Source organism: Streptomyces varsoviensis (genome assembly GCF_000718635.1).
GTDB lineage: Bacteria > Actinomycetota > Actinomycetes > Streptomycetales > Streptomycetaceae > Streptomyces > Streptomyces varsoviensis.
Map to the genome: position 1 here is coordinate 158,166 of NZ_JOBF01000009.1, position 24,320 is coordinate 182,485.

Here is a 24,320-nt window from a genome sequence, read left to right on the forward strand (position 1 = left end):
CATAGTCAGCGGGCATCACCTTTAGAGCGCATACCAGAGGGTTGCGGATGGCCAGGCCGCAATCGGGAAACCGTCGCCGATCGCGGCCCGCCGCAACCCTCTGCGGCCTACTGTTGAGATGTGCGCCTGCCGTGGCGCGGGCATCGACGGCTGTGAGAGGGACGGGCATGAAACCCACCGACAGCGCCGAACCGGCGTCACGGCTGCGCCGGCTGGCCCTGCCGGCGCTGCCGACGTCAGCGGTCGCCCTGGCCGTGACCGCACTCGTCATCGCCGCCTACCGGACACTCGACGCCGGACGGGCGCTCTTCCCCGGCGCCGCCGTCGGCTGGGGGCTCGCCGCCCTCACCGGCCTCATCGTCGGCCACCTCGTCGCGTTAGGCCGCGACCGCTGGTGGGGCGGGACCGGCTCCGGGTCCGCCCTCACCCTCGCGGTCCTGCTGCTCTACGGCTGGCTGCCCGCCGTCCTCATCAGCCTCGCCGTCGTCGCGCTGGTCGCCGCCGCCCGCAGACACCGCTGGCGACAGGCGACGCTGCACAGCGCCGTCGACATCCTGGGCACCGGAGCCGCGGCCCTCACCCTCGCCGCGTTCTCCACCGTGCCCACCGTCGAGACGCCCTGGCGGCCCGAGGAGTGGAACATCGCCACCGCCCCGGAGATCGCCCTCGCCGCCTTCGTCTACCTCGCCGTCACCCGCCTCCTGCTCTGGTACTGCATGGCGCCGCGCCGCGCCGGACTGCCCACCGTCGGCCGCGCCGCCCTCGTCCGCCAGACCCTCATCGGCATCGCGCTCCTCGGCCTCGCCCCGCTCATCGCGGTCGTCGCCGTCAGCGAACCGGTCGTGCTCCCGCTCTTCGCCGTCCCGCTCATCGCCCTCGACTCCACCCTGTGGATCGCCCGCGCCCGCGCCGAGGAGCAGCTCCGCGACCCGCTCACCGGGCTGCCCAACCGCCAGCGCCTCCTCCAGCGCACCTGGTCCGCGCTGGACGAGGCGCAGCGCGACGGCGCCCGCACCGCCCTCGTCCTCATCGACCTCGACCGCTTCCGCTCCGTCAACGACACCCTCGGCCACCTCGCCGGAGACCGGCTGCTCCTCCAGATCGCCGACCGGCTCCGGCTCGCCCTGCCGCGCGGCGCGGAGGCCGCGCGGCTCGGCGGCGACGAGTTCGCCGTGCTGCTCCCCGCCGTCGACTCGCTCACCAGCGCCCAGCGCGCGGCCCGTTCGCTCGTCGCGGGGCTCGGCTCGCCCCTCGACCTCGACGGCCTCACCCTCGTCCTCGAAGCCAGCGCCGGCGTCGCCGTCTACCCCGACCACGCCCTCGACGCCGAAGGGCTGCTGCGCCGCGCCGACGTCGCGATGTACCAGGCCAAACGGGACCGCAGCGGCGTCGAGGTCTACGAGGCCCGCCGGGACGGCAACACCCCCGACCGGCTGGGCCTGCTGGGCGACCTGCGGCGCGCCCTCGACGCCGGCGAGGTCGAACTGCACTACCAGCCGAAGGTCGGCTTCGACGGCCACGTCGCCGGGCTCGAAGCGCTCGTGCGATGGGTGCACCCCGACCGCGGCCGGGTGCCCCCGGACGAGTTCATCGCCATCGCCGAGTCCTCCGGCCTGATGCCCCGCCTCACCGAGTACGTCCTGGAGACCGCGCTCGGACAGGTCGCCAAATGGCGGGCCATGGGGCTGGAGGTGCCGGTCGCCGTCAACGTCTCCCCGCGCGACGTCCACTCGCCCGGCTTCGCCGGCGCCGTCGCCGCCCGCCTCGCCCGGCACGGCGTGCCGCCCGGCTCGCTGCAACTGGAGATAACGGAACACGTCCTGCTGGAAGACCCGCAGCGGGCCGCCGACACCCTCGCCGGGCTCACGGGGCACGGCGTGAAGATGTCCCTCGACGACTTCGGCACCGGCTACTCCTCGCTCGTGCACCTGCGCAGGCTGCCGGTGAGCGAGCTGAAGATCGACCGGTCCTTCGTGGCCCGGCTCGTCGTCGACACCGAGGACGCCGAGATCGTCCGCTGCACCCTCGACCTCGCCCACTCCCTCGGCCTCCTCGTGGTCGCCGAGGGCGTCGAGGACGACGAGACCTGGGAGCGCCTGCGCGACCTGGGCTGCGACGCGGTGCAGGGCTGGCTGGTCGCCGCCGCGATGCCGCCGGACGAGACCACGGCCTGGCTGCGGCTGCGCAGCAAGAGCGGCTGGCACCGCGAGGGCGAGCCGAGCGCCGACCCCGCGCCGCGCGCCGACCCCGAGATGCCGCCGGCTCCGGCGCCGGCCGAGGGAGCGGGGACGGCGTCGCGCCGCCCGATGCTCTAGCCCTGCGGGCGGCCCGATGCTGTTGGACCCGCGGGGGCGGGCGGGGTTCCGGCCCGGTGGGTGGTACGGACGTACGGCGGGCCTCCGTTCCGGGGGGCGGTACGGGGCGTACGGGCGCGGTGGTACGGGGCGTACGGGCGGGGCGGTACGGGCGTACGGGCGCGGTGGTACGGGGCGTACGGGCGGGGGCGGTACGGGCGTAGGGGGGCGAGCGGGGGCCCGTACGCGCGTAGGGGTCGGGCGCAACGGGGGCGTACCGCGGGCACTGGCCCCCTACCACGACCTGCGTCGGCGGTCTCCGGCCGGGGGTGGGGAAAGGGTTTCGCGGGCATGGCGTCGGGAGCCATAGGATTGGGGCCGAAACCTACACACTCACCCTGAGGATCGCTGCATGCCTGGCATCACGCGCGAGGAGGTCGCCCACCTCGCCCGGCTGGCGCGTCTGGAGCTCAAGGACGAAGAGCTCGACCACTTCGCCGGACAGCTCGACGACATCATCGGCGCGGTCGCCCGCGTCTCCGATGTGGCCGACGAGGACGTACCGCCGACGTCCCACCCGCTGCCGCTGACCAACGTCATGCGACCGGACGAGGTCCGTCCGTCGCTGACCCCGCAGGAGGCGCTCTCCGGCGCCCCGGCCCAGGAGCAGCAGCGTTTCAAGGTGCCGCAGATCCTGGGGGAGGACTGACATGACCGATCTCACCAGGCTCACCGCCGCCGAGACCGCAGAGAAGATCGCCTCGGGCGAGGTGACCGCCGTCGCCGTCACCGAGGCCCACCTGGCCCGCATCGAGGCCGTGGACGAGAAGGTGCACGCCTTCCTGCACGTGGACCGGGAGGGCGCGCTCGCGCAGGCCCGCCGCGTGGACGAGAAGCGCGCGAGCGGCGAGAAGCTCGGCCCGCTGGCCGGCGTGCCGCTCGCGCTCAAGGACATCTTCACCACCAAGGGGATCCCGACGACCGTCGGCTCCAAGATCCTCGAAGGGTGGATCCCGCCGTACGACGCGACGGTCACCCGGCGCCTGAAGGAAGCCGACATCGTCATCCTCGGCAAGACCAACATGGACGAGTTCGCCATGGGGTCCTCCACCGAGAACAGCGCGTACGGCCCGACCGGCAACCCCTGGGACCTCACCCGCATCCCCGGCGGCTCCGGCGGCGGCTCCTCCGCGGCCATCGCCTCGTACGAGGCCCCGCTGGCCATCGGCACGGACACCGGCGGATCGATCCGCCAGCCGGCCGCCGTCACCGGCACCGTCGGCGTCAAGCCCACCTACGGCGGCGTCTCCCGGTACGGCATGGTCGCCTTCTCCTCCTCCCTCGACCAGGGCGGGCCCTGCGCCCGTACGGTCCTGGACGCGGCCCTGCTGCACGAGGCCATCGCCGGGCACGACCCGCTCGACTCGACGTCCATCGACGCCCCCGTCCCGTCCGTGGTCGAGGCGGCCCGCAACGGCGACGTGAAGGGCATGCGCGTCGGCGTCGTCAAGGAGTTCGCGGGCGAGGGCTACCAGGCCGGGGTCATGCAGCGGTTCGACGAGTCCGTGGAGCTGCTGCGCGAGCTGGGCGCGGAGGTCGTGGAGATCTCCTGCCCGTCCTTCGACAAGGCCCTCGCCGCGTACTACCTGATCGCGCCGTCCGAGTGCTCGTCCAACCTGGCCCGCTTCGACGCCATGCGCTACGGCCTGCGGGTCGGCGACGACGGCACGAAGTCGGCGGAGGACGTCACCGCGCTGACCCGCGAGGCCGGGTTCGGCGACGAGGTCAAGCGCCGCGTCATCCTCGGCACGTACGCGCTCAGCTCCGGCTACTACGACGCGTACTACGGCTCCGCGCAGAAGGTCCGTACGCTCATCAAGCGCGACTTCGAGCGGGCCTTCGAATCCGTGGACGTGCTGATCTCGCCGACGACGCCGACCACCGCCTTCCCGATCGGGGAGCGGTCGGACGACCCCATGGCGATGTACCTCGCGGACCTGTGCACCATCCCGACCAACATGGCGGGCAACGCGGCCATGTCGCTGCCCTGCGGACTGGCGCCCGAGGACGGGCTCCCGGTCGGCCTACAGATCATCGCCCCCGCCATGGCCGATGACCGGCTCTACCGTGTCGGAGCGGCCGTGGAGGCCGCCTTCGAGGCACGTTGGGGACACCCGCTGCTTGAGGAGGCACCGTCGCTATGAGTGGAAAGCTCGAAAAGGCCAAGGGCTTCAAGAAGTCCAAGCCCGGCACGTACCTGTCCATCGGCACCACGCTCTTCGGCGCGATCAGCGTCGCGAAGCAGGCCAAGAAGGCGCGTCACGAGCAGGACACGCTCCAGCTCATCGACGCGGTGGTCTCGGCCGCCGCCATCGCCACCGGCGTCGCCCTGCTCGTCCGCGAGCTGCGCCGCATGGGCGACGACGACGTTCTGCAGGGCTGAGAGGTTAGTTTTCCGTGACTGTCACCGACCTGGTGTCGTACGACGACGCGCTGGCCACCTACGACCCCGTGATGGGGCTGGAGGTGCACGTCGAGCTCGGCACCAAGACCAAGATGTTCTGCGGCTGCTCCACCGAGCTGAAGCAGGACGCCAACAGCCAGACCTGCCCGACCTGCCTCGGCCTGCCCGGCGCGCTGCCGGTCGTCAACGAGATCGGCGTCGAGTCCGCCATCAAGATCGGACTCGCGCTGCACTGCGAGATCGCCGAGTGGTGCCGCTTCGCCCGGAAGAACTACTTCTATCCGGACATGCCGAAGAACTTCCAGACCTCCCAGTACGACGAGCCGATCGCCTACAACGGCTACCTGGACGTCCAACTGGAGGACGGCGAGGTCTTCCGCGTGGAGATCGAGCGCGCCCACATGGAGGAGGACACCGGCAAGTCCACCCACGTGGGGGGCGCCACCGGCCGCATCCACGGCGCGTCCCACTCGCTCCTCGACTACAACCGGGCCGGCATCCCCCTCATCGAGATCGTCACCAAGCCGATCGAGGGCGCCGGCGAGCGGGCCCCCGAGGTCGCCAAGGCGTACGTGGCCGAGCTGCGCGAGCTCATCAAGGCGCTCGGCGTCTCCGAGGCCCGCATGGAGCAGGGCCAGATGCGCTGCGACGTGAACCTGTCGCTGCGGCCCAAGGGCGCGGAGAAGTTCGGCACGCGCAGCGAGACGAAGAACGTCAACTCGCTGCGCTCCGTCGAGCGCGCCGCGCGCTTCGAGATCCAGCGGCACGCGGCGGTGCTGTCCTCCGGCGGCACCATCGTCCAGGAGACCCGGCACTTCCACGAGGAGGACGGCTCCACCACGGCCGGCCGCATCAAGGACAACGCCGAGGACTACCGGTACTTCCCGGAGCCCGACCTGGTGCCGGTGGCCCCCGCCCGTGAGTGGGTCGAGAAGCTGCGGGCCGAACTGCCCGAGCTGCCGCGCGTACGCCGCAACCGGCTCCGCGAGGAGTGGGGCGTCACCGAGCACGACATGCAGTCGATCCTCAACGCGGGCGCGGTCGACCCGATCGTCCAGACGATCGACGCGGGCGCCCCCGCCGACCAGGCCCGCAAGTGGTGGATGGGCGAACTGGCCCGCCGCGCCAACGAGGGCGGCGTCGACCTCGCCGCCCTGCCCATCACCCCGGCCCAGGTCGCCCGCGTCTGCGCGCTCGTCGCCGAGGGCTCCCTCAACGACAAGCTGGCCCGCCAGACCATCGAGGGCGTCCTCGCGGGCGAGGGCTCCCCGGACGAGGTCGTCGCCGCACGCGGCCTCGCGGTCGTCTCCGACGAGGGCGCGCTCGGCACGGCCGTCGACGAGGCCATCGCCGCCAACGCCGCCATCGCCGACAAGATCCGCGCCGGCAAGATCGCCGCCGCCGGCGCCCTCGTCGGCGCCGTCATGAAGGCCACCCGCGGCCAAGCGGACGCCGCCCGCGTCCGCGAGCTGATCCTGGAACGGCTGGGCGCCGAGGGCTGACGCCGGTCGAGAGCCGTACGAGCGGGCCGTCCCTTCCGAGGAGGAAGGGGCGGCCCGCTGCGCTGTCGCCGGGTCAGTGTGGGCGTATGGGTACGTGCCGGGTGAAGAAGGCGCGTATGTGGTTGCGGATCAGGGGGATTGATTGGGGTGGGGGCAGTGTGCCGATCAAGGCGGTGCGGGCGGGTGGGGGGATCAGGGCTGCTGATTGCAACTGGGGGGCTATGGCGGCGTAGTCGGTGAAGATCCAGTGTGCGGTGTTGTCGAGGCGGGCGTGGTGGGTGTGGTTGTGGGGGTGGGTGAGCAGGGGGGACCAGGAGCGGGAGAGTTCTTTTTGGTGGGGGAAGTCCGGGGTGCCCAGGAGGAGCAGGGGGCGGCGCGTGCCGTGGCGGGCTATGGGGTAGAGGGGGCCCGGGTGGCCGGAGGGGCGGGGGGCTTGGTCGAGGTAGCCCTCCAGGTTGATCGCCGCGGCGATGCGGCGGTCCTCGTACATCGCCTCCGACACGGCCGTACCGCCCGCCGAGTGGCCGTAGGCCCCTACCCGGCTCAGGTCCAGCGCGTCTGCCAGGCCCTCTGGTAGACGGCCGGCCGTCAGGATTCTCAGGTGGTCCAGGACGAAGGCCAGGTCCGCCACTCGGGTGTTGATCATCGTGCGGAATAGTTTCGGCTGCTCGCGCGGGTCGCCCCGGAACACGGTCGTGCGGAACGTGCCGCTCCGGCCCTTCCGCTCGGTCGGGAAGGACACCACGGCCGCGTCGCCGGGGTGGTCGACGGTCACCACCGCGTAGCCGTGGCTCGCCAGTTCCTCGGCCACGCTCGTGCCCAGCGTGCGCGGGTCGCCGCCGCCGGGGCTGTAGAGCAGTACGGGGCTCGGTACGGGCCGGGCGGGCGCGTTCGTGTGGGAATGGGTGCTGGTGGCCGCCCAGTTCACGCCGGACTTCGGGAGCTGCGGGTGCGCCAAGGGGGCGACCTGGGCGAAGACGGCCGCGGCCTCTTCGGTCATCTGGCGCGCCACCGGGAAGCCGTCGACGGTACGGGCCGGGTAGAAGACCGTGACCATCACCTCCCGTACCGCGATCCCGGGGTCCCACGGGTCGCGCCTGCTCCGGTCGACCAGGTAGAGCGTGGTGACGCCCGTACGGTACGGGCCGGCGGGCGCCGGCAGGTTCAGGGTGATGTCGGCCGCGCGGTCTCTTGGGTTTGGTCGTGCCTGTGCTCTCCCGACGCCGCTCGTGAGCAGGGCCCCGGTAGCCGCCAACGCCCCCGCCGACCTCAGTACCGTCCGTCGGGTCGTTCCGGTGGGCTGCTCCGTCCGTTCCTCTGACATCGTGCGTCCGCCTTTCCCTACGTGTCCCTCCACGCCGCCGGTCCTCGTGCGGGACCGTCGGAGGGCGTGCAAGTCGCATAGTGGGGTCCGGCGGGGGCAGTGGGCGAAGGTTCAGGGCCTCGCCGAAACGTCGGCGGGCGAGGGGGAGCAGTGGTACGGATTCGGTTCACGGTCGGGGACTTCGCGCGGGTGCGGTTCGCGCCCCGCCCGGCCCCGTTGCAGGAGCTGAACGCGGCGCTGGCCATGATGGTCCGCCGCGACGGCCACCTCCTCTTCGGCCACTGGCGGCAGCGGACGATGCGGAACCTGCCCTCCACCGCCCTGCCGCTCCGGGACCTCGTGCCGGGGTCGGCGGCACCGCGGTTCCTCGATGTGTTCAGCGACTCGCTCGCCGAAGGGCTGGAGACCGTACGGGCCGCGCGGCCGGAGCTCGTACGCGCCGAGATGGAGCGGGTGTACGCCGGGCAAGCCACCCCACCGCCGCTATGGGTTCGCGATCTGCATCGGGGTGACGCCCACGCCTGGCGGCTCCTGCGCCGCGCCCAGCGCTCGGCCTTCGACGCGGTGCTGCGGCCGGCCTGGGACCTGGTGCGGGACCTGCACCGGGAGGAGTTCGCCCGGCACGCGCTGACCGTCGCCGAGCACGGCATCGGCGCCGCGCTCGCCGCCGTCGTGCCCGGCGGACGGCTGGGCGGCGACGGCGTCTGGGAGTTCGCGAGCGGGCCCCCGGAGCGGGACATCGCGCTGGACGGGCGGGGGCTGGTGCTCGTACCCACCTTCCACTGGGCCGGCCATCCGCTGATCGCCGACCTGCCCGGGAGCCCGCTGTACGTGACGTATCCGGCGGGCGGCGGCGGGCTGCCGCCCGCGCTGTCCGGGGCGGCCGATCCGTCCGGGGCGGCCGATCCGTCCGACGCGGAGGGAGCGCTGGCGGGCGTGCTGGGGCGTACCCGGCTCGACGCCCTGCTCGTGCTCGCCGAGGAGCACACCACCACGGGCCTGGCCCGGCGGCTCGATGTCAGCAACGCCACCGCGTCCGCCCACGCCGCGGCCCTGCGCGGCGCGGGGCTGGTCACCACGGTCCGCGCCGGGCGCGCGGTCCTGCACCGGCGGACCGCGCTGGGGAGCCTGCTGGTACGGGGCCGGGGAAGGGGATGAACCCCGGCCCCGTACCGGTCTGGAGGGGACGCAGGGGCTACAGGAGCGTGACCGTCAGGTCCGGGTCCTCGAAGCCCTCGTCGTCGAAGGGGTACAGCGGGCGCTCCACGCGGTGGTGGCCCAGGCGCAGCAGGTCCTGGTCGACGCCGCCGGGGGTGAGGGCCAGGAGCCAGTCGGCCGCCATGTCGTACAGCTCCGGCTCCAGGTAGCCGATCTTGACGACCACCAGGTCGTACGTGCGCGGGTCCAGCTCTCCGAAGTCGGCGCGGGTGTGGAAGGGCTTGCGCCGCTCGGTGAGCACGGTGGTGACGCCGCCGCAGGTGACGGCGGCGGTCCGGCCGCCCTCGTCGTAGGCCGGGTTGCCGCGCGGGCCGTCGCCGTCGGCCGAGGTCGCACCCTGGAGGGCGGTGACCGTGCCGGTGAGCCGGTAGGGCTCGCACTTGCTGATGTGGCCGCCCACCGACAGGGTCACCGTCGCGCCGACGCCCGCCTCGAAGCACGCAGCCACCGCGGCCGGGTCCATGATGCCGGGGTGGATCGCCGTGCTGCGGCCGGAGGCCAGCTCGTCGTCGGCGAGGAGGCGTTCGAGCATGTACGGCAGGTCGCCGGCGCCGCCCGCGGTGGGGTTGTCGCCGGAGTCGCTGATCAGGAACGGGCGGGCGTCGGAGGCGACGGCCTGGGCGATGGCGGTGTCCGCGTCGGCGGTCGGGCCGACGAAGACGAACTCGCGCCGCACCCGCCAGTACTCCTCGGCCAGCGAGCGGGCCTGGGCCGCGGCCAGTTCGGCGTCGTCGCCCGTGACGACCACGGCCGCCTTGCAGCGCGGCTCGTCCGCCCAGGCGTAGCCCACCCAGATCGCGGCGTCCACGATGCCGTCCATCGCCTCGATGCCGGCCAGCCGCCCGTAGAGGGACTTGGCGGGCTCCAGCCGCGTGCTGGTCTTCTCGCCGGGGAGCAGCACGGGGATCTGCACCCAGGCGACGCTCGGGCGGCCCTTGCCGGAGGTCAGGCGCTCCACGAGCTTGCGGGCCGCGCGCTCGCGGGTGTCCCAGGCGTCCTCGTGCGGGGCGAGGCGGTGCGCGGTGATGAGGTCGAGCTGCTCGGCGAACCGGCGGGAGACATTGCCGTGCAGGTCCATGGCGGCGGAGATCAGCGCGTCCGGGCCGATCGCGGACCGTACGGCGTCGGTGAGGTCGCCCTCGGCGTCCTCCAGGCCGACCACGCTCATCGCGCCGTGGATGTCGTAGACGAGGCCGTCGAGGGGGCCCGCCGCGCGGACGCGGTCGGCCAGCTCGACCTTGATCCGGTCGTATGTCTCGCGCTCCACCGCGCCGCCGGGCAGGGACACGGCGTGCACGAGCGGAACCCACTCCACCAGGTCGTCGAGGTCGCTGCCGGGGCCGGTCCACGTGTACCGGGCGAGCAGGTCCGCGTCGCGCGTGACGCGGAAGTCGTCGTACGTGGAGCGGTGCGGGCAGAAGGTGCTGGACTCGATGGACATGCCGCCGATGCCTATGCGGAGGCGGCGGGTGGGGGTGGTCATGGTTGCTCACTTTCCGTGGGGTGGCGGACCGTCTGAGGTGTTCGGGGAGGCCGCGGAGGTCATCAGGGGCCCGGCACGGCCGCCGCGCACTCGCGCAGCGCCGCGTGGCCCGCGCCCAGCAGCCCCGCGTCCGGGCCGCAGCTCGCCGCAGCTATCGTCAGCGCGCTCGTGGCCATCGGCAGGCACCGCTCGTACAGGACGCCCCGGACGGCGGCGACCAGCGGTTCGGCCTGGGCGAGGGCGCCGCCGAGGACGACCGCCTCCGGGTTGAAGAAGTTGACGACCACGGAGAGCACGCCGCCTATGTGCCGCCCCGCCTGGCGCACCAGCGTCGTGGCGAGGGGTTCGCCGTCGGCGACCAGGCGCAGGATGTCGGCGGCGCCGTCCGCGTCGATGCCGCCCTCGCGCAGCGCCGCCGCTATGGCCGCGCCGCTGGCGACGGTCTCCAGGCAGCCGATGTTCCCGCAGGAGCAGGGGCGCTCCGCCGCCGCGTCCACCCGGACGTGGCTGATGTCGCCCGCGCTGCCGCCGGCGCCGCGGTAGAGCCGGCCGCCGCTGATCACGCCGGAGCCGATGCCGCGGCCGGCCTTGACGACCACGAGGTGGCGCAGCGCGGGGTGGGCGGCGCGGTGTTCGCCGGCGGCCATGAGGTTGGCGTCGTTGTCGACGAGTACGGGCAGGCCGAGCCGGTCCCGGAGCCGGTCGCCCAGCTCGTACAGATGCCAGCCGGGCATCCGGGAGGGCGCGATGACCCGTCCCGTGGCGGTGTCGACGGGGCCGGGGAAGCCGACGCCCACGGCCCGCACCGCCCGGCCCGCGGCGCGCTGCGCCTCGGCCAGCTCGCCGAGGCGCGCGGCGAGCAGGTCGAGGGCGGGGCCGGGCCCGGCGGTGAGGTCGAAGCCGTGCTCGGAGGTGTCGAAGACGGCGTCGGTGAGGCCGACCGCGCCGATTCTGGCGTGGTGGCTGCCGAGGTCGGCGGCGAGGGCGACGGCACCGCTCTCCGGTATGCGCAGCAGCCGGGGGCGTCTCCCGCCGCGCGAGGCGCCCTCGCCGTGCTCGGTGAGCAGCCCCGCGTCGACCAGTTCCTGGACGCGGGCGGAGACGGTGGAGGCGGCGAGCCCCAGCTCCCGTACGAGATCGGCGCGCGAGGTGGCGGCGCCGCTCGCGACGAGATCGAGGATGTGCGCGGCGGAGCCGGACTGCTCGTCCGCTGCCGTCATGTTGGCGGCCCTTCTGTCGGCGGCTTCTGCTGATGGGTCTGCTGGCGGTCGTGCTGCGGGGCGTCTGCGGTTGTGTGTCTGCTGCTGTGAGGTGCCGTGGGGCTTCTGCTGAGCGACTTCATTCGGTGAACGAAGCAAGTCCGAGATTTGGTTCGCTGACAGTAGACATCAATCGAAGGCTTGTGCGCTAGACCCTTGACTTCTTTTCGAGTTCGTCCGTACTTTGCTCGCAATCTTCGATCGGTTGACTATGGAGGCGGCATGGGGCTGCGCAAGAACCGAATACGCGGGCCCGTCGCCGCTCTTCTCGCGGCGGTGCTGGGGGTGGGCCTGCTCAGCGGCTGCGGCCCCAAGAGCTCCGCCGTCACCGAACTCGGCGCCACTGGCGGCACGAAGGTCGAGGGCGGCACGGCCACCATGGCGCTGCCGCCCGCCGCCACCCCCAACTGGATCTTCCCGATCGGCGCGCCCGGCTACCTGGCCACGTACAACAGCTCCATCCAGAACCTGCTGTACCCGCTGCTCTTCAACCCGGAGCAGAAGGGCGACAAGCTGTCGATGGAGAGCCCGGGCAACCTCGCCGACGGCATGCCGGTCTACAGCGACGGCAACAAAGAGGTGACCGTCAAGCTCAAGAAGGGCTACGACTGGTCCGACGGCAAGCCCGTCACCGCCTCCGACGTCGAGTTCTGGTTCGACCTGATCCGGGCCAACAAGAAGGACTGGGGCGGCTATTCGCCCGGCCTGCTGCCCGACAACGTCAAGAGCTTCGACGTCCTGGACGCGCACACCTTCCGGCTGCGGCTCGACCGCTCGTACAACCCGGACTGGTTCACCAACAACACGCTCCAGTACTTCAAGCCGCTGCCCGAACACGCCTGGAACCCGGACCACGAGGACCCCAAGAAGGTCTTCGCCCGGCTGACCGCGCACGGCAAGCAGCTCTCCAAGTTCGCCACCGACCCGCTGTGGAAGACCATCGCCGGCCCCTGGCGGATCGAGCGGTGGACCACCAACGGCGAGGTCTCGCTCGTACCCAACAAGAAGTACAGCGGCCCCGACAAGCCGCATCTGGACCGCGTCGTCTTCAAGCCCTTCACCACCGCCGACTCCGAGTTCAACGTGTTGCGCGCGGGCGGCGTCGACTACGGCTACATCCCGCCCTCGGTGATGGCCCAGTCGAAGAAGTTCAAGGAGATGGGCTACCGCATCGACCCGTGGGAAGGCTGGGCGATCACCTACATCGTCCTGAACTTCAACAGCCCCACGGCGGGCCCCATGCTGCGCCAGCTCTACATCCGCCAGGCGCTCCAGCACCTCATCGACCAGAAGGAGATCTCCAAGGTCGTCTGGCAGGGCTCCGCCGCACCCACCCGCGGCCCCGTCCCCGCCAGCCTGCTCCCCAAGGACCCCTACCCGTTCGATCCGGCGGCCGCGAAGCAACTGCTCACGGACCACGGCTGGGTCATGCGGGACGGCGTCATGCGGTGCGCGCAGCCCGGCGAGGGCGACGGGCAGTGCGGCAAGGGGATCAAGAAGGGGCAGCGGCTCAAGCTGGAACTCCTCTCCCAGTCCGGCTCGACCGAGACCTCCAACACCATGCAGGTGATGAAGTCCGCGATGAGCAAGGTCGGCATCGACTTCGAGATCCGCCAGCAGCCGCTCAACACCGTGCTCGGCACCACCGTCCCCTGCAAGGAGACCGACGCCGCCTGCAAGAGCTGGCAGATGGGGTTCTTCGGCTCCCAGGGAAGCTGGTACTTCCCGCCCGCCCCCAGCGGCGAGACGCTCTTCGCGACCAACGCGCCCTCCAACATGGGCAACTGGTCCGACCCGAAGACCGACCAGCTCGTCAAGGCCACCGAGTACTCCGGCGACCCGGCCGCCATGCGCGAGTACGCCCAGTACGTGGCCGACCAGGTGCCCGTCCTGTGGACGCCCAACCCCGCGTACCAGGTCTCCGTCATCCGCAACGACCTGCGCGGCGTCGGCCAGAACCCGACGCTCTCCCTCGCGCCCCAGGACTGGTACTTCGTGAAGAAGGGCGGCGAGGGCAAGTGACCCGCTTCCTCATCAAACGCGTCGGACAGGCCGTCATCGTCCTGTTCCTCGTCTCCATCATCGTCTTCGTCCTCCTGCACCTGCTGCCCGGCGGCCCGGCCCGCGCGATCCTCGGCCCGACCGCCACCCCCGATTCCATCGCGCACTTCAACCACCAGCAGGGCTACGACCGTTCGCTGCCCGTCCAGTACGTGCAGTACCTCGGCCGGCTGCTCACCGGCGACCTCGGCGAGTCGTACAAACTCAACCAGTCCGTCACCTCGCTGATCGGCGAGCGGCTGCCCAAGACGCTCGTCCTGACCGGCCTGGCCATCGTGCTCGCCGCGATACTCGCCATCCCGCTCGGCATCATCCAGGCCGTCCGCCGCGGCAAGGCCGCCGACTACGTGCTGACCGGCGCCGCCTTCCTCGCCTATGCCACGCCCGTCTTCTTCCTCGGCCTCATCCTCATCCTGGTCTTCAGCCAGCAGCTCCAGATCTTCCCCGCCGAGGCGCCACAAGCCGACACGATCGGCGGCATCCTCTCCGAGCTGCCCGCGCTGGTGCTGCCGGTGGTCACGATGGCGCTCGGCATCATCGCCGCCTTCAGCCGCTATATGCGCTCGGCCGTGCTGGACAACCTCAGCGAGGAGTACGTGCGCACCGCCCGCGCCAAGGGGCAGTCCGAGGCCCGCATCATGGCCCGGCACGTGCTGCGCAACGCGCTCATCCCGCTCGCCACCCTCCTCGGCCTCTACCTCCCCACCCTCATCAGCGGCGCCCTCGTCGTCGAGTCGATGTTCAACTACCCGGGGATGGGGCTGCTCTTCTGGAACTCGGCGCAGGGCTCCGACTTCCCCGTACTGCTCGGCGTCACCCTCGTCGTCGGCGTCGCCACCGTCATCGGCTCGCTGATCACCGACATCGCGTACGCCGTCCTCGACCCCCGGATCAGGAGCGTCTCGTGACCGCCGCAGCCGTCGAGGCGACGCAGCCGGAAGCCGCCGTCGCCACCCCCAGCCTCGCCCGCCGCACGCTGAGCGTGTTCGCCCGCAACAAGCTCGCGCTGCTCGGCGCCGTGCTGCTCGTCGGACTCATCGCGTTCTGCTTCCTCGGGCCGCTGATCCACCACACCGACCAGGTGCACACCGACCTGAGCCAGGCCAACCTGGCCCCCGGCAGCGCCGGCCACCCCCTGGGCACCACCGACCTCGGCTACGACATGCTCGGCCGGCTGATGTACGGCGGCCAGACCTCCCTGGAGGTCGGCCTCGCCGCCGGCCTGCTCGCCACCCTCTTCGGCACCGTCTACGGGGCCGTCGCCGGATACTTCGGCGGCTGGGTCGACGCCGCGATGATGCGCATCACCGACGCCGCCCTCGCCATCCCCGCGCTCTTCCTGCTCGTGGTCGTCGCCGCGATCATCACGCCCAGCAAGCCCGTCCTCATCCTGATCATCGCCTCGGTGGCCTGGCTCTCCCCGGCCCGCCTCATCCGCGGCGAGGCCCTCGCCCTGCGCAGCCGCGACTACATCCACGCCATGCGGCTGATGGGCGGCGGCGGCAGCCGGGCCGTCTTCCAGCACATCGTCCCGAACGCCATCGGCACGGTCATCGTCAACGCCACCTTCCAGATCGCCGACGCCATCCTCTACGTCGCCTACCTCTCCTTCCTCGGCCTGTCGATCCCGCCGCCCGCCGCCGACTGGGGCTCCATGCTCTCCTCCGGCATCACCTACACGCAGGTCGGCTACTGGTGGCTGATCTTCCCGCCCGGCATCGCGATCGTCCTCGTCGTCGCCGCCTTCAACTTCATCGGCGACGGCCTGCGCGACGCCTTCGACGTGCGGCTCCAGAAGAACTGAGGCAACCACCATGACCGACAAGCTCCTGACCATCGAAGACCTGCACGTCGAGATCGCCTCCCGCGCCCGCACCGTGCACGCCCTCGACGGCGTCGACCTCGACCTCGCGCCGGGCGAAGCCCTCGGCATCGTCGGGGAGTCCGGCTGCGGCAAGACCATGACCGCCCTGTCCGTGCTCGGGCTCCTCCCCAACGGGGGGCGCATCACCGGCGGGCGCGTCCTCTTCGACGGCACCGACCTGGCCGCCGCCGCCCAGCCCGTCCTGCGCGACGTACGCGGCAACACCATCGGCATGGTCTTCCAGGACCCGCTCACCTCCCTCAACCCCACCATGACCATCGGCGCCCAGGTCGCCGAGCCGCTGGTGCTGCACACCGGCGCCACCAAGGCCGAGGCGTGGCGGAAGGCGGAGGAGACCCTGCGGTTGGTCGGCATGCCGCAGCCCGGCGAGCGGATGAAGAACTACCCGCACCAGCTCAGTGGCGGCATGCGGCAGCGCGTCGCCATCGCCATGGCCCTGGTCTGCGAACCCAAGCTGCTCATCGCCGACGAGCCCACCACCGCCCTGGACGTCACCACCCAGCACCAGATCCTCGAACTCATCGACGAGCTGCGCGACCGCCTCGGCATGGCGATGATCCTGGTCACCCATGACCTCGGCGTGATCGCCAAGCGCGTCGACAAGGTCGCCGTCATGTACGCGGGCAAGGTCGCCGAACGGGCGGGCGTACGCCCCCTCTTCGCGGCTCCTCGGCACCGCTACACCCAGGCGCTCTTCGCCGCCCTGCCCGAGCGCGCCGCCGACGAGTCGCAGCCGCTCGCCACCATCCCGGGCCTCCCGCCGTCCCTGGTCGTACGGCCCACCGGGTGCCGCTTCGCGCCGCGCTGCGCCTTCGCCACGGACGAGTGCCGGGCGGCGGAGCCGGAGCTCACGGACGCCCTCGACCCGGGGGAGGGCGGCGGGGAGCACGCCTTCGCCTGCTTCCACCCCGTCGACCCGGAGACCGACCCCGTCGCCGAGGTCGTGCCGCCGGCGCCCGAGGCCGCGCCCGTACGCACCGACGAGTCGCTGCTCACGCTGCGCGAGGTCGCCAAGGAGTACCCGCTGAACAGCGGGCCGTTCGCGCGTCGCAAGGGCGCCGCCGCCGTCAGCGCGGTGGCCGGGGTCTCGCTGACCGTCAAGCGCGGCGAGACGTTCGGCATCGTCGGCGAGTCCGGCTGCGGCAAGTCCACCCTCGGCCGGATGGTCGTCGGCCTGGAGGCGCCCACCGGCGGCGAGATCCGCTTCGAGGGCCAGGACATCACCGCCCTCGGCCGCAAGGAACTGCGCGCGCACCGCAGGGAGGTGCAGCTCATGTTCCAGGACTCGTACGCCTCCATGGACCCGCGCTCGCGCGTCGGCGCCATCCTGCGCGAACCGCTCGTCATCCAGGGCATCGGCGACCGGGCCGCCCAGGACGCGCGCATCGCCGAACTCCTCGACGAGGTCGGGCTGCCGCGCGGGGCCGTGGACCGCTACCCGCACGAGTTCTCCGGCGGCCAGCGCCAGCGCCTCGGCCTCGCACGGGCGCTGGCGCTGAGCCCCGCCCTCGTCGTCGCCGACGAACCCGTCTCCGCCCTCGACGTGTCCGTGCAGGCGCAGATCCTCAACCTGATGCGCGACCTGCAACGCGACAAGGGCCTGACCTACCTGTTCATCTCCCACGACCTCGCCGTGGTGCGGTACCTGGCCGACACGGTCGGCGTGATGTACCTCGGCAAGCTCGTGGAGACCGGCCCCGCCGAGGCGGTCTTCGGCACCCCGCTGCACCCCTATACGCGCGGGCTGCTCGACACGGTCAACGAGCCCGACCCGACGGCCGAGCCCACCGGCACCCCGCTCGGCGGCGAGACTCCCTCGGCCGCCGCGCCGCCCTCCGGCTGCCGCTTCCGCACCCGCTGCCCCATCGCCCAGGACATCTGCGCCACCACGGAACCCCCGCCCGCGGAACCGACGGCGGCGGGCCACCGGGTGGCCTGCCACTTCCCGCTGGTGCCGGCGGGGCCCGGCGCTGCCGGGGCGTAGGAAGTCCGGCGGGGCGTGGGACGTCCGGCGGGGCGTAGGAAGCCCGGCGGGGCGTGGGAAGTAAGGGGCGACCTCCCATGGAGGCCACCCCTTACTCGTACGGCCGCTGTTCGCACGTTCCGCGCACCTCGGCACTGCCGCCCGGAGGGCTGGCGTCCAGTTCCGGCCGTTCGTCACCGCCGCGTCGTCGTGCGGTCTTCCCCCGTCCACCTGCCGTCGCTACGTTCCCCCCGAGTCTCCAATGGCACAGCACCGGACCATTGGCCATCGACTGGGAGGTCGAGCTTGTCTTCCGAGATAACGCGTAGACGCGCACTGACACTCGGCGCGGGCGCCGCCGCCGTGGGGGCGGCGGGGTCCCTACTGCCGCCGTCGCTCCAGCAGGCGCTGGCGGCCGAGCCGGCGGCGCTGGGGGCCGGGCCGGAAGCGCTGGCGGCCGGGCGGGGCGGCCGGCGCGGCGGGCTGGGCGACATCCGGCATGTGGTCGTGCTGATGCAGGAGAATCGTTCCTTCGATCACTACTTCGGCGCGCTCCGGGGCGTACGCGGCTACGCCGACCGCAACGCCATCAAGCTCCCGAACGGCCGCAGCGTCTTCGAGCAGCCCGGACGGCTCGGCAACGGCACCGTCCTGCCCTTCGCCGTCCGCGACGCCGCCGCCGCGCAGAAGAAGGACCTCCAGTACATCGGGGCGCTCGACCACAGTTGGGACGGCGGCGGCAAGGCGTGGCGCGGCGGCTGGATGGACGGCTGGGTCACCGCCAAGACCGCCGCCACCATGGCCCACTACGACCGCGCCGACGTGCCGCTGCACTACGAACTCGCCGACACCTTCACGGTCTGCGACGCCTACCACTCCGCCATCCACTCGTCCACCAGCCCCAACCGCAACCACCTGGTCAGCGGCTGGACCGGCTTCGAGCCGGGCGGCGGCGGGCGGGCCGTCGGCAACGACGCGTACAACGAGGACACCCACCCCGGCTACACGTGGACCACCTACGCCGAGCGGCTCCAGCGGGCCGGCCACAGTTGGCAGGTCTACCAGGAGTGGGACAACTTCACCGACAACAACCTGGAGTTCTACGCGAGCTTCAAGGCGATCGCCCGCAAGGCCCTCGCCAAGGTCGACGGCGTGCACAACATGACCGCCTACTACGGCAAGCTGGCCGCCGCCGACACCGCCGGACGGGCGAAGCTGGAGCAACTGCTCGCCGAGGGCGTGGCCGCCCTGACCGCCGACGAACGCAGCCTCTACCGGCGCGCCCTGCACCGCGGCGAACCCGGCTCCACCGCCACCGCCTTCGCCGCCGACGTCGCCTCCGGCAACCTCCCCAAGGTCTCCTACATCGTCCCGTCGGCCGTCGATTCCGAGCACCCCGGCTCGTCCTCGCCGATCGCCAGCGCCACCATCGTCTACAAGGTCCTCGACGCGCTCGGCAAGAACCCGGACGTCTGGCGGCACACCGCCCTCTTCCTCACGTACGACGAGAACGACGGCTTCTTCGACCACGTGCCGCCGCCCGTGCCGCCGGACGGCACCAAGGACGAGTTCTGGAAGAACCACCCCGTGGGCCTCGGCATCCGCGTCCCCATGATCGTCATCTCGCCCTGGACGGTGGGCGGCTACGCCTGCTCCCAGGTGTTCGACCACACCTCCATCACCCGCTTCCTGGAGCGCTGGCTGGGCGTGCGCGAACCCAACATCAGCGCGTGGCGGCGCACCGTGTGCGGCGACCTGACCAGCGCCTTCGACTTCTCGCGCGGCCGGCCCCGACCGGCCGTCGACCGCCCCGGCCCGATCCCCCCGTTCACCGGCCGCTGGAACCCCAAGCCGCCGGCCGACCAGAGGATGCCGCGCCAGGAGGAGGGCGTCCGGCCCGCCCGGCCGCTGCCCTACCAGCCCGACGCCCACGGCGCGTACGACCGCGCGGCGGGCACGTTCCGCCTCGCGCTGCGCAACACGGGTGCGGCGAGCGCGCACTTCGCGCTCTACCCGTACGCGGGCGAGTACGCGACCCCGCGCCACCGCGACGTGCTGGGGACGGACACCTGGGACGTACCGGTCGCCAAGGGCGCGTACGACTTCACCCTCACCGGCCCCAACGGCTTCCGCCGCGAATTCGCCGGAACCGACCGCGGCGCCGCCGCCGGACTGCACCTGCGCACCACCGTCGACACCCGGCGGCGCGAACTGCACCTGACCCTGGACAACCGGGGCAGCGCGCCGCTGACGCTCACGCTGAGCGTCGACGCGTACGGCTACGCCGGCCCCCGGACCGTCACCCTCGCACCCGGCCGCAGCCGCACCCTGCCCTACTCGGCGGCGCGGGCGCACGGCTGGTACGACCTGCGGCTGACCGTCAAGGAGGACGCGACGTTCCGGCGGCGGCTGATGGGCCACATCGAGAACGGGAAGGAATCGGTCACGGGCTGAGCCCCGTCTCCGGCGACGCTCAGACGGCTCTCAGAAAGTACCCCTACGGTGTGCGGCCATGGACACCGACAGCACCAAGACCAAGACAGCCAAGACCGACGCCGAGGCGGAGGGCCCGGCCGATGAGACGCCCCTGGTCTCGAAGGAGGATGCCGCGAAGAAGGAGGGTGCTGCCGGGGGAAGCGTCTCCGAGGTCACCGAGACGGCCTTCGACGCCGACCGGGACTCCGAGACCGGCGGTTCCGCCGAGGAGCGGGACGGGTCCGGCGAGGAGCGGGACGGGTCCGGCGAGGCGGACGCTCGGGAGGACGCTCGCGAGGACGAGGAGACACCCGAGGAGACCGCCGTACGGCCGGCCCCCTCCGGCGTGGTCGCCGGGGCCGCGGCCGTCGTCTCCGCGGCCCTCGGCTTCGCCTCCCTGAGCGGCACCTGGCTCGGCACCCTGCTCGCCGAACGCAAGACCCTCACCGGGCAGATCAAGGTCCAGTCGGGCGGCTCGGCCGACCAGATCGGCATGGTCTACGGCGCCCCCTGGCACACCACCGCCCTCGTCAACGGCGTCTTCGCGCTCATCGCCGTGATCATCGCCGCCGCCACCCTCGCCTCCCGCCCCCGCACCTCCCCGGCCGGCCCACTGGCCCTCTGGATCCGGGCCGTCGCCTGGGGCGGAGTGGCGCTCGGCGTCATCGGCGTACTGATCTCGGCGGGCATGTACTTCGACCTCTTCGGCGCCCTCCCGAAGCTCCCCGCCACCGGCGGCCGCTGACCCCGTGCGCCCCGGCCCTTCATGAGGGGGAGGCCCCGAGGCCCCGAGGCCCCGAGGCCCCGAAAAGGGGGTCTTCTAAGGCCACTTCGGCTCTTCCAAGGCCCCTCGGCTAAGGCCCCCTCGGCGCCGGAGATGCGGCACTTTCCCGATGCGCCGGGCCTCCCTGGGGGACGAGGCTTCTCGTACCGCGAGAAACCGTCCCACCAGGGAGACGCACGATGTTCCACTACGAACTGCACGAGCGCCGCGCCGCCGAACTCCGCCACGAGGCCGCCCGGCAGCGCCTCCTCAAGGAGGCCCGCCGGTTGCGTGCCGCCGTCCGCCGCGCCGCCCGGCCCGACGCGGGCCGCGGGCGCGACGGCGGCCGGGCGAGGCGGGTGAGGCGGACGGGACGGACGCGGCGGACGAGGTGGGTGAGCCTGAGCCGTACGGTCCGAGGGCCCGGCGGCGCCCGCGTGCGCCGGGCGACCGCGTGAGCGCCGGGCGTTCGGCCGGCCGGGATGTCAGTGGGCTGTGCGATGCTCGGCGATGTGCGGACCACCTCTGTCAGCCCGGTGTTCGTCGGCCGCGCCGCGGAACTCGCGGCGCTCGCCGACGCGCTCGACCGCGCCGCCGCGGGCGAGCCGCAGGCGCTGCTCGTCGGCGGTGAGGCAGGCGTCGGGAAGACCCGCCTCATCGAGGAGTTCCTGGCCGCCGCCCGCGCGGCCGACGCCGTCACCGCGGTCGGCGGCTGCGTGGAGCTCGGCGCCGACGGCCTGCCGTTCGCCCCCGTCTCCACCGCCCTGCGCGCCCTGCGCCGACAGCTCGGGGACGCCCTCGCCGAGGCCGCCGCGGGCCAGGAGGGCGAACTGGCCCGGCTGCTGCCCGAGCTGGGCGAGACCTCCCCCGAGTCGCGCGGCGAGGACGGCCGCGCCCGGCTCTTCGAGCTGACCGCCCGGCTGCTGGAGCGGCTCGCCGCCGACCGCACCCTCGTCGTCGCCCTCGAAGACCTGCACTGGGCCGACCGCTCCACCCGCGAACTGCTCGGCTACCTCCTCCGCTCCCTCGCCCACGCCCGCCTCGTCATCGTCGCCACCTACCGCTCCGACGACCTCCACCGCCGCCACCCGCTGCGGCCCTTCCTCGCCGAGCTGGACCGGATGCGCACGGTCCGCCGCGTCGAGCTGCCGCGCTTCACCCGCGCCGAGGTGGGCGACCAGCTCACCGGGATCACGGGGCGCCGGCCCGGCCGCCCGCTGCTCGACCGCGTCTTCGAGCGCTCCGACGGCAACGCCTTCTTCGTGGAGGAGCTGGCCCGCTCCCTCGCCGACGAGGACGGCCCCGGCCCCGGCGGACCGCGCGGCGAATCACTCAGCGAATCACTGCGCGAGCTGCTGCTCGTCCGCGTCGAAGCGCTGCCGGGGGACGCCCAGGCCGTGGTGCGCGCCGCCGCCGAGGGCGGCTCCGCCGTCGAGTACGACCTGCTCCGCGCGGTCGCCGGCCTCGACGAGGACGCCCTCATCGAGGCCCTGCGGGCCGCCGTCGGCGCCGGCATCCTGCTCCCCACCCCCGACGGCGACGGCTACCGCTTCCGGCACTCCCTGGTCCGCGAGGCCGTCGGCGACGACCTGCTGCCCGGCGAGCGCTCCCGCCTCCACCGGCGCTACGCGCACGCCCTGGAGGCCGACCCCGCGCTCGTACGGGCGGAGGAGCGCCCCGCCCGCCTCGCCAGCTACTGGTACCACGCGCACGACCCGGCGAAGGCGCTGCCCGCCACCCTCGAAGCGGCCGTGCACTCCCGGCGCCGCTACGCCTACGCCGAACAACTGCGACTGCTGGACCGGGCGTTGGAGCTGTGGGAGATCGCCCCGGTCGCCGTCCGCGAGGCCCAGCGGCCCTTCGACCACGCCGACGGCTACCCCGCCCGCCGCGCCGGCGAGCCGCCGCGCCACCTCGACCTGCTGGCCGAGATCGTCGTCGCCGCCCACCTCTCGGGCGAGCAGGAGCGCGCGCTGACCGTCAGCAAGCAGGCGCTGCGCGACCTGGACGAGGACCGCGCCCCGCTGCGGGCCGCCTGGTTCTGGAACCAGCGCGCCAAACAGATGGAAGGGCTGGCCCGCGGCGACGGCCGGGCCGAGCTGGACCGGGCCCAGGAACTGGTGCGCGGACTGCCGCCGTCCCCCGTGCACGCCGAGGTGCTGGCGCTGGCCGCGGCCCTGGCCGCGACCCACACCCCCGGGCCGGAGACCTTCGCCAAGGCGGAGCGCGCCGTCGAGTTCGCCCGGCTCGTCGGAGCGGAGGGCATCGAGCTGAACGCGCGCCTCACGCTGGGCGGGCTCACGGCCGAGGCCGGGGACGTGACGGGCGGACTCGCCGAGATGCGCGCGGTCCGCGACCGCGTCGTCGAGCTCGGCCGCGCCGGCGTGCTGAGCCACATCGGCGTCCTGGGGCGCTGCTACACCAACCTGGCCTCCGCGCTGGAGAGCGTCGGCCGGTCGGCGGAGGCCGTCGAGGCGACGGTCGAGGGCATCGAGGTACTGACCGGCTTCGGCCTGCCCGACGCACAGGCATGGGTGGTCGCGAACCAGGCCAACGCACTCTTCTCGCTGGGGCGTTGGGACGAGGCGGAGCGGGCGGCGCTGGAGACCCGCCGGCTCGCCCGGACCGCCAAGCCGCGCGGCACCGCCGCCGGCCGGCTCACCAAGATCGCGCTGGCCCGGGGCGACTGGGCGACGGCCGAGCGCGAGCTGGCCACCGCCCGCGAGCACTACGGCCGGCACGACCCGCAGCCGCAGCACACCCTCGCCCTCGCGCGCTACACCCTCGAACTCGCCGCCGCGCGCGGCCGGATCGAGGAGGTCCGCGCGGTACTGGACGAGGCGTCCGAGATCGGGCTCCCGCCCACCGCCGCGCCCTACGTCTGGCCGCTGCTCCTCGCCGCCGCCACCGCCGAGGCCGACGCGCGGGGGCTGCCGCGCGCCGACGCGGGCCGGGCGGAGACCCTGCGCCGGATCAGACGGGCGGCGAAGGCGACGGCCCAGCCGGTGCCGCTCTGGCAGGCCCATGCCCTGCTGCTGGAGGCCGAGGTCCGGCGGGCGGAGGGCATCGGCGACCCCGCGCGCTGGATGGCGGCGGCCGACGCCCTGGAGCCGCTGGAGCGGCCCTACGAGCTGGCGCGGGCCCGCCACCGGTGGGCGGAGGCGCTGCTCGCCGAGGGCGGCGGCGCGGCCCGGGAACAGGCGGCCGGGCTGCTGGCGCGGGCCCATTTTGTCGCCGCCGCGCTCGGCGCCCGGCCACTGCGCGAGGATCTGGAGCAGTTGGCCGCCCGCGCCCGGCTGCCGTTGGAGGGGCCGCCGGCCGCGGAGCCCGCCGCCCCGGCGCCTCCCGCTGGTCCTGTCGATGATCCGGCCGAGTCGTTCGGCCTGACGCCCCGCGAGCGCGATGTCCTGCGGCTCGTCGCGGCGGGCCGCAGCAACCGGCGGATAGCCGAGGAACTGTTCATCTCGCCGAAGACGGCGAGCGTGCACGTCTCCAACATCCTGGCGAAGCTGGGCGTGTCGGGGCGCGGCGAGGCGGGCGCGCTGGCGCACCGGCTGCGCCTGTTCGGCGCTCCGGAGAACGCTTGAGCGGACGGGCGGGGACGTCCGGCACCCGCCCGGGCGCTCGTC

At 73.1% G+C, this 24,320-nt stretch carries 17 protein-coding genes; 14 read left to right on the top strand and 3 right to left on the bottom strand.

Annotation, left to right across the window (positions count from 1 at the left end; all coding sequences use genetic code 11):
• Positions 1 to 167 precede the first annotated feature (167 nt).
• The 5 genes from IF55_RS15205 (at position 168) to gatB (ending at position 6,260) form a co-directional block, all read left to right on the top strand.
• On the top strand, positions 168 to 2,315 hold the full coding sequence (locus tag IF55_RS15205; protein ID WP_048831992.1) for a putative bifunctional diguanylate cyclase/phosphodiesterase: 2,148 nt from the start codon (positions 168 to 170) through the stop codon (positions 2,313 to 2,315).
• A gap of 391 nt (positions 2,316 to 2,706) precedes the next feature.
• On the top strand, positions 2,707 to 3,003 hold the full coding sequence (gatC, locus tag IF55_RS15210; protein ID WP_030884612.1) for an Asp-tRNA(Asn)/Glu-tRNA(Gln) amidotransferase subunit GatC: 297 nt from the start codon (positions 2,707 to 2,709) through the stop codon (positions 3,001 to 3,003).
• Position 3,004: 1 nt separating this feature from the next.
• Positions 3,005 to 4,498: an Asp-tRNA(Asn)/Glu-tRNA(Gln) amidotransferase subunit GatA gene (gatA, locus tag IF55_RS15215; RefSeq protein WP_030884614.1), complete on the top strand. Its 1,494-nt coding sequence runs from the start codon at positions 3,005 to 3,007 to the stop codon at positions 4,496 to 4,498.
• Positions 4,495 to 4,737 carry a hypothetical protein gene (locus tag IF55_RS15220; RefSeq protein WP_030884616.1) on the top strand — a complete coding sequence of 81 codons (243 nt, stop codon included), beginning with the start codon at positions 4,495 to 4,497 and terminating at the stop codon, positions 4,735 to 4,737. The genes gatA and IF55_RS15220 overlap by 4 nt, the downstream gene beginning before the upstream one ends.
• A 14-nt stretch (positions 4,738 to 4,751) precedes the next feature.
• On the top strand, positions 4,752 to 6,260 hold the full coding sequence (gene gatB, locus IF55_RS15225; protein WP_030884620.1) for an Asp-tRNA(Asn)/Glu-tRNA(Gln) amidotransferase subunit GatB: 1,509 nt from the start codon (positions 4,752 to 4,754) through the stop codon (positions 6,258 to 6,260).
• 73 nt (positions 6,261 to 6,333) lie between these two features.
• Here gatB and IF55_RS15230 read toward each other — a convergent pair whose 3' ends face one another.
• Complete coding sequence (locus IF55_RS15230; RefSeq protein ID WP_030884623.1) at positions 6,334 to 7,584, bottom strand: alpha/beta hydrolase family protein; 1,251 nt, start codon at positions 7,582 to 7,584, stop codon at positions 6,334 to 6,336.
• Positions 7,585 to 7,734: 150 nt separating this feature from the next.
• On the opposite strand from IF55_RS15230, the gene IF55_RS15235 reads away from it, so the two are divergent.
• Positions 7,735 to 8,742, top strand: a complete 1,008-nt coding sequence (locus IF55_RS15235) for an ArsR family transcriptional regulator (RefSeq protein ID WP_030884628.1) — start codon at positions 7,735 to 7,737, stop codon at positions 8,740 to 8,742.
• 37 nt (positions 8,743 to 8,779) lie between these two features.
• Here IF55_RS15235 and IF55_RS15240 read toward each other — a convergent pair whose 3' ends face one another.
• Together IF55_RS15240 and IF55_RS15245 are read right to left on the bottom strand one after the other, a co-directional pair.
• Positions 8,780 to 10,285: a M81 family metallopeptidase gene (locus tag IF55_RS15240; protein ID WP_030884630.1), complete on the bottom strand. Its 1,506-nt coding sequence runs from the start codon at positions 10,283 to 10,285 to the stop codon at positions 8,780 to 8,782.
• A gap of 62 nt (positions 10,286 to 10,347) precedes the next feature.
• Positions 10,348 to 11,505 (bottom strand): ROK family transcriptional regulator, encoded by a 1,158-nt coding sequence (locus IF55_RS15245; protein WP_030884634.1) that lies wholly within the window; start codon positions 11,503 to 11,505, stop codon positions 10,348 to 10,350.
• 261 nt (positions 11,506 to 11,766) lie between these two features.
• Between IF55_RS15245 and IF55_RS15250 the strand changes: the two genes are divergently transcribed.
• The 8 genes from IF55_RS15250 (at position 11,767) to IF55_RS15285 (ending at position 24,278) form a co-directional block, all read left to right on the top strand.
• Positions 11,767 to 13,566 (top strand): peptide ABC transporter substrate-binding protein, encoded by a 1,800-nt coding sequence (locus IF55_RS15250; protein ID WP_030884637.1) that lies wholly within the window; start codon positions 11,767 to 11,769, stop codon positions 13,564 to 13,566.
• Complete coding sequence (locus IF55_RS15255) at positions 13,563 to 14,513, top strand: ABC transporter permease (protein WP_030884639.1); 951 nt, start codon at positions 13,563 to 13,565, stop codon at positions 14,511 to 14,513. The genes IF55_RS15250 and IF55_RS15255 overlap by 4 nt, the downstream gene beginning before the upstream one ends.
• A complete protein-coding gene (locus IF55_RS15260; protein WP_030884642.1) occupies positions 14,510 to 15,409 on the top strand; it encodes an ABC transporter permease in 900 nt (299 codons plus the stop codon). Before IF55_RS15255 ends, IF55_RS15260 begins: the two co-directional genes overlap by 4 nt.
• Positions 15,410 to 15,419: 10 nt before the next feature.
• Positions 15,420 to 17,474, top strand: a complete 2,055-nt coding sequence (locus IF55_RS15265; protein ID WP_037965644.1) for an ABC transporter ATP-binding protein — start codon at positions 15,420 to 15,422, stop codon at positions 17,472 to 17,474.
• 285 nt (positions 17,475 to 17,759) lie between these two features.
• Positions 17,760 to 19,907, top strand: coding sequence for a phosphocholine-specific phospholipase C (locus IF55_RS15270; RefSeq protein WP_030884647.1), 2,148 nt, complete (start codon positions 17,760 to 17,762; stop codon positions 19,905 to 19,907).
• 58 nt (positions 19,908 to 19,965) lie between these two features.
• On the top strand, positions 19,966 to 20,673 hold the full coding sequence (locus IF55_RS39370; protein WP_051776178.1) for a hypothetical protein: 708 nt from the start codon (positions 19,966 to 19,968) through the stop codon (positions 20,671 to 20,673).
• Positions 20,674 to 20,891: 218 nt separating this feature from the next.
• The gene (locus IF55_RS15280) at positions 20,892 to 21,149 is read left to right on the top strand and encodes a hypothetical protein (protein ID WP_030884654.1); all 258 of its coding nucleotides are present in this window, start codon (positions 20,892 to 20,894) and stop codon (positions 21,147 to 21,149) included.
• A gap of 42 nt (positions 21,150 to 21,191) precedes the next feature.
• A complete protein-coding gene (locus IF55_RS15285; RefSeq protein ID WP_030884656.1) occupies positions 21,192 to 24,278 on the top strand; it encodes a helix-turn-helix transcriptional regulator in 3,087 nt (1,028 codons plus the stop codon).
• Positions 24,279 to 24,320 lie beyond the last annotated feature (42 nt).

Coding starts and splice junctions, on each gene's coding strand:
- IF55_RS15205 (WP_048831992.1), top strand. CDS start 168: ATGAAACCCACCGACAGCGCCGAACCGGCGTCACGGCTGCGCCGGCTG.
- gatC (WP_030884612.1), top strand. CDS start 2,707: ATGCCTGGCATCACGCGCGAGGAGGTCGCCCACCTCGCCCGGCTGGCG.
- gatA (WP_030884614.1), top strand. CDS start 3,005: ATGACCGATCTCACCAGGCTCACCGCCGCCGAGACCGCAGAGAAGATC.
- IF55_RS15220 (WP_030884616.1), top strand. CDS start 4,495: ATGAGTGGAAAGCTCGAAAAGGCCAAGGGCTTCAAGAAGTCCAAGCCC.
- IF55_RS15230 (WP_030884623.1), bottom strand. CDS start 7,584: ATGTCAGAGGAACGGACGGAGCAGCCCACCGGAACGACCCGACGGACG.
- IF55_RS15240 (WP_030884630.1), bottom strand. CDS start 10,285: ATGACCACCCCCACCCGCCGCCTCCGCATAGGCATCGGCGGCATGTCC.
- IF55_RS15245 (WP_030884634.1), bottom strand. CDS start 11,505: ATGACGGCAGCGGACGAGCAGTCCGGCTCCGCCGCGCACATCCTCGAT.
- IF55_RS15250 (WP_030884637.1), top strand. CDS start 11,767: ATGGGGCTGCGCAAGAACCGAATACGCGGGCCCGTCGCCGCTCTTCTC.
- IF55_RS15265 (WP_037965644.1), top strand. CDS start 15,420: ATGACCGACAAGCTCCTGACCATCGAAGACCTGCACGTCGAGATCGCC.
- IF55_RS39370 (WP_051776178.1), top strand. CDS start 19,966: ATGGACACCGACAGCACCAAGACCAAGACAGCCAAGACCGACGCCGAG.
- IF55_RS15280 (WP_030884654.1), top strand. CDS start 20,892: ATGTTCCACTACGAACTGCACGAGCGCCGCGCCGCCGAACTCCGCCAC.
- IF55_RS15285 (WP_030884656.1), top strand. CDS start 21,192: ATGCTCGGCGATGTGCGGACCACCTCTGTCAGCCCGGTGTTCGTCGGC.